Annotated in this window: 4 protein-coding genes; all 4 read right to left on the bottom strand. The window is 57.2% G+C overall.

All coding sequences use genetic code 11. From position 1 onward, the window contains the following. Nucleotides 1-1,375, bottom strand: a 1,375-nt coding sequence (locus tag AC222A_RS18590; RefSeq protein ID WP_486775425.1) for an acyl-CoA dehydrogenase family protein, incomplete at its 3' end; no start/stop codon positions are given. A gap of 22 nt (nt 1,376-1,397) precedes the next feature. Beyond that, nucleotides 1,398-3,185 carry an acyl-CoA dehydrogenase C-terminal domain-containing protein gene (locus AC222A_RS18585; RefSeq protein ID WP_486775424.1) on the bottom strand — a complete coding sequence of 596 codons (1,788 nt, stop codon included), beginning with the start codon at nt 3,183-3,185 and terminating at the stop codon, nt 1,398-1,400. Between the two features lie 161 nt (nt 3,186-3,346). Continuing rightward, entirely contained in the window at nt 3,347-4,984 is a 1,638-nt protein-coding gene (locus AC222A_RS18580) for an acyl-CoA dehydrogenase family protein (RefSeq protein WP_486775423.1), read from the bottom strand. Nucleotides 4,985-5,073: 89 nt separating this feature from the next. After that, a partial coding sequence (gene bioD / locus AC222A_RS18575) for a dethiobiotin synthase (RefSeq protein WP_486775422.1) occupies nt 5,074-5,789 on the bottom strand: 716 nt, incomplete at its 5' end.

The raw sequence follows: 5,789 nt of genomic DNA, 5'->3' as shown, positions 1-5,789 counted from the left end.
CGCCGTTGGCCGCAACTTTTCGGCCCAACACAAACAGCGCCTGAAATCCCTTTGTGCCTTCGTATAAAATGGCAATTCCCCAAAAGCCCACGTAATGCTCCATAACCCACACACCCACAAAAACCTGGCCACCAAAACACTGCTGGCCCAGCACGGTACACTCCAGCCCTTTGTCAGTCAGGAAAGCCTTGGCAATCGGCGTAAGCAGCTCAACCAAACCGGCCGCACGCGCCTTGTCTTCACCCTCACCAAATTTGGCCGTATCCAGTTGCTGCCCCACATAGACCGCAAAGGCGCGACCGGCCTCCACATAGGCTTTTTGGGTAAGCAACATACGACGCACGTCGGGATGAACGATGATCGGATCGGCCGGGCCGGAAGCATTTTGCGGGCCAGCCGGCGAACGGCTCTGCAGACGCTCGCGAGCGTAATCCAGCGCGCCGTTGTAGGAGGCGGCCGCCAGACCCAAACCCTGAACACCGACCGACAGACGCTCGTAGTTCATCATGGTAAACATGGCTGCCAGGCCCTTGTTCACTTCACCCACCAGATAGCCTTTAGCACCATCAAAGTTGAGTACACAGGTGGCAGACGCGTGAATACCCATTTTGTGTTCTACCGAGCCACAGCTTACGCCGTTGCGCTCGCCGAGACTGCCATCGTCGTTGACGTGGAACTTCGGCACCAGAAACAGCGATATGCCTTTGGAGCCTGCCGGTGCGTCCGGCAACTTGGCCAGTACAAGGTGGACGATGTTTTCTGTCAGGTCATGCTCACCACCGGTGATAAAAATCTTGTTCCCGGTAATGCTGTAGCTACCGTCGGCTTGGGGTTCAGCCTTAGTGCGAATCATACCAAGGTCGGTACCTGCGTGACCTTCGGTCAGACACATGCTGCCAGCCCATTTACCGGAGTACATGTTCGGCAGGTATTTTTCTTTCAGCTCATCACTGGCGTGGTTGGCCAGAGCCAGCGCCGCACCAGAGGTGAGTGAAAGGTACAGACCCAGCGCGATGTTTGAGCCATAGCTCATTTCCTCAAACATCAGCACCAGCATCTTGGGAATAACCTGGCCGCCGTATTCCGGGGCGCCGGCAAGAGCACCCCAGCCACCTTCGGCCAGTTCTTTAAAGGCTTCAGGAAAGCCTTTAGGCGTTGTGACAACCGTGTCGTTCCAGCTTACGCCCTCTTCGTCTCCGCTGCGATTCAGTGGCGAGAGAAGGTTTTCGCTGATTTTTGCCGCTTCATCGAGGATGGCATCTGCCAATTCCCGATTGACCTCCTCCAGTCCCAATTTGGACCAGATGGACTCTGCGTTAAAAACCTCATGCAATACAAATTGCATGTCTTTTACAGGGGCTTTGTAATCCGGCACGGTTGTCCTCCGTTGAGTTTATTTAGAACGCGAATTCGTCAACATCCAACGCCATCAGATTGTCCGCGCCACTGAGCATGCTCAGCTTATGGCTCTCGGTACGCGGCAACAAGCGCTGGAAGTAGAAGCGCGCAGTTTTAATCTTGGACGCCATAAAGCTATCGCCCTCGCTGCCCCCAAGCGCGAGTTCGGCCATCTGAGCCCACATATATGCGAGCGCAATGTAGCCGGAGTACATCAGATAATCAACCGACGCCGCACCCACTTCATCTGGGTTCTGCATGGCTTTCTCACCGATCTGCATGGTGATATCACCCCACTCTTTGTTCAGCGCCGCCAGCGGCTCGACAAACTCAGCCATCGCGGCATTGTCCTTTTGAGACTCGCAGTACTTGTGGATGATCTTGGTCAGCGTCATCAGGGCCTGGCCACCGGTACCCATAATCTTTCGGCCCAGCAGGTCAAGCGCCTGAATGCCAGTCGTACCTTCATAGAGCGTTGAAATGCGCAGGTCACGAACGATCTGCTCCATGCCCCACTCACTGATAAAGCCGTGGCCACCGTAGATCTGAACGCCGTAGTTGGCCACTTCCAGACCGGTCTCGGTAACAAAAGCCTTGGCGATCGGCGTCAGCAGGTGCAACAGGTCGTCGGCTTCCTTGCGCTCTTCTTCAGTCGCACCGCAGTTAGCCTTGTCCACGACCATCAAAATCCAGTACAGAAACGCGCGACTGCCTTCAGTGAAAGCCTTTTGCGTCAGCAGCATGCGGCGCACATCGGGGTGCACGATAATTGGATCGGCAGGACCATCCGGGTTTTTGGGGCCCGACAGTGAACGCATTTGCAAACGCTCACGCGCGTATTCCAGACCACCCTGGTATGACAGTTGGCCCAGTGACAGACCCTGCATGGCAGTACCCATACGGGCAGTGTTCATCATCACAAACATGTAGGTAAGGCCTTTGTTCTCCTCACCGATCATGTAGCCGGTTGCACCGTCAAAGTTCAGTACAGCTGTCGCAGAACCTTTGATACCCATCTTGTGCTCGATAGAGCCACAGGTTACACCGTTGCGATCGCCCAGGCTCGAGTCCTCATGGGCAATAAACTTGGGCACCAGAAACAGCGAGATACCCTTGGTGCCTTCCGGTGCGCCCTCAGTGCGCGCCAGAACCAGATGGATAATGTTCTCCGCCATGTCGTGCTCGCCGGAGGAAATGAAAATCTTGGTGCCAGTTATAGCGTAGGTTCCGTCGCCATTGTCCTTGGCTTTAGTGCGAGACAAACCAACATCAGAACCGGCGTGCGGCTCGGTCAGACACATAGTGCCAGTCCAGGTACCGTCTACCATTTTGGGCAGGTAACGGGTTTGCTGCATTTCATTGCCGTACTCTTCCAGCACGCGCGCCGCAGAGCTGGACAGGCCAGGGTACATGCTCCAGGACCAGTTGGCGCCGCCCATCATGTCGGACAGCAACAGGCCCACAGACGGGGGCAGCCCCTGACCGCCAAACTCGGCGCGGGCACTGACGCTGGTCCAGCCGGATTCGCAGTATTGCTGGTAAGCTTCCTTGAAGCCTTCCGGCGTAGTGACGCCGTCTTCACTCCAGGTACAACCCTGCTGGTCACCGATCTGGTTCAGCGGCGCAATCACTTCCTCAGCAAACTTTGCACCTTCGTTCAGAATGGCGTCCAGCAAATCAGGAGTCACTTCCTCGCGATCAGTCAGCGTGGGGTAGTGCTGATCCACTTTCAGCAGATCATTCAGCACAAAATGCATATCGCGTAACGGAGCTTTGTATAAGGGCATGGCTCTTACCTCAATATTCGTGGCAGGAGAACAACTCAACCGCCAATGTTGACGGCGAGTATATTAGGCAAATCGCTTGCTGCATTGCAAGAGATTTGCCGTCAAATTCACCTGATTGAAGTGTTACGCCTTGATTTTCAATGTGTTACGAATATACGCAATTACTCGTACACGTGCGGATTGGCGCGATTTATCAACAAATCAAGGTTCAATCCAGCCGGCAAAGCGCCGAAATGATGGCTGGGGGACTGACATCGCCCCGCCAGAAAGGCTTCGGCAATCGCCGGATTGGGCCCGCGCAGTAGCAGCGAGCCCTGCAGGCTCAGACCAAGCAGCTCCGCCAGTCGCCGGGCCGAGGCCTCATCCGCCGCCGACAGTTCGTGTTTGAGATTGTCCACCACCGCGTCCTGACGCGGATCAAGATTGGCAGTTGTCAGCAGTTCCGCCATCCAGGCATCCACCACCTCAGGGCTGCGCTGCATGGCGCGGCGCACATCCAACGCCTGGATGTTACCTGAGCCTTCCCAGATGGCGTTGATCGGCGCCTCGCGATAAAGACGCGGCATGATGCAGTTTTCCATCACCCCATTGCCGCCGATGCATTCCATGGCTTCGTAGGCATGCTGGGCCGTGCGTTTGCAGATCCAGTATTTGCCCACCGCTGTGCCCAGACGCAGTAGCAACTGATCCTGTTCGCTGCCGCGGTCCAGCGCTTGCGCCATGCGAAAGGTCATCGCCAGTGAGCCTTCGACCTCCAGCTGAAGATCCGCCAGCACATTGCGCATGATGGGCTGATCGATCAGGCGCTTGCCAAAGGCCTCGCGCTGACTGGCATGGTGGGCAGCCTGCACCACCGCCTGACGCTGCCCGGCGCTGGAGCCGATCATGCAGTCAAAGCGAGTCATCGCCACCATCTGAATAATGGCCGGCACGCCGCGTCCGATGTCACCCACCAGCCAGCCGAGGGCGCCGCGGAATTCAACTTCCGACGAGGCATTGGCGACATTGCCCATTTTGTCTTTGAGTCGCTGAATTTCCAGCGGGTTTTTGTGGCCTTCCGGATGCCAGCGCGGCACCAGAAAACAGCTGATCCCTTTGTCTGTTTGCGCCAGCACCAGAAAGGCATCGCACATCGGTGCCGACAGAAACCATTTGTGCCCTACCAGTGAATAGGCAGTAGCGCCCTCCACCTCGCCTAGAAGGGTTGCCTGCGTGGTATTGGCCCGCACATCGGAGCCGCCCTGTTTTTCAGTCATGCCCATGCCAATGGTCAGGGCCGACTTCTCGCTGTAGTGCACATTGCGCGGGTCATAGGCCTTTGCCAGCACCTTGGGCAAAAACTGTTCTGCGAGCACGGGGTTGAGCTTGAGGGTTGGCACCGAGGCGAAAGTCATCGTCACCGGGCAACCGTGGGCCGCTTCCACCTGAGCATGCAGGTAGTACTTCGCCGCGCGCTCAGTGTGACTGCCATCGGTCCAGGGGTCGCTGTGCAGCCCGGCCTGATAGGCCTGCTCCATCAAGGCATGGTAACTGGGGTGGAATTCAATCAGATCCAGTCGGTGACCAAAGCGGTCGTGGGTATGCAGCACCGGCTTGTGCGCGTTGGCCTGAAAACCCAGTTCGATAAACTCGGGCAGACCGCACAGGGCGCCATAGTCGACCAGCGATTCTTCCGAGGCAGGTGATTGCGCCTGAATCGCCTCGCGCAAGGCCTGATCACCGAGATAGAGATTGTGGTTTTCCAGCGGCGTGGACTGGTTATGGACTTCGTGGGTGGGCTGGGTAGCGTCGATACTCATGGCCGCTCCTGAATGATGCTTTGCTGCAAAATATGCAGAGTAAACATTGCCTGCGGCGCAAGGTAAAGCCCTACGCTTAAAATGCCTCTTTAAAGCAGATCGATCTGTAGGTGCGCGGCCACCTTTTCCGGAGAACAGTCGGCGAGACCGGGCACCACACCCAGGCAGGGCGCGGGCAACAACTGCCTGAGGGTTTCGACGTTTTCATCGAAACAGGACATCCCCTTCTCCACGGTATTGGCCACCCAACCGGCCAGTGGCAGACCGTCGCGACGAATCGCTTCTGCCGTCAGCAGAGCATGGTTAAGGCAGCCCAGTTTCATGCCGACCACCATAATGACGGGCAATTGCAGCTCCACGGCAAGGCCAGCCAGCGTTTCGCGACCGCTGAGGGGGACCCGCCAACCGCCGGCGCCTTCCACCAAGGCCAGATCACTGGGCGTCATCAGACTGCCCCGGCAATACCCGACCAACTGCGATACGGTAAGCCGCCTGCCCGCCTGCTGGGCCGCAATATGAGGGGCAATGGGCGGCTCAAACAGAACCGGGTTAACCTGTTCGTAGCTGAGTTGAACGCTGGCACTTTGCATAAGCGCCATAGCATCATCATTGCGCGGGCCATCCTCGCCCGGCTCTGCACCAGCCGCCACAGGCTTCAGCGCAAGCGTGCGCCAGCCCCGCTGATTGCCCGCTTCAAGCAAACCGCAGGCTATGGTCGTTTTGCCGATTTCGGTATCGGTGCCGGCGACGAAAAACTTCTTACCCATTGAGACTCTACCTTCTTCTACGCCAGCGGCTTGGTCAG

It is taken from the genome of Litorivivens sp., from assembly GCF_057445395.1.
The sequence above is the reverse complement of the archived record's forward strand: the minus strand, read 5'-3'. Positions and strand labels throughout refer to the sequence as shown.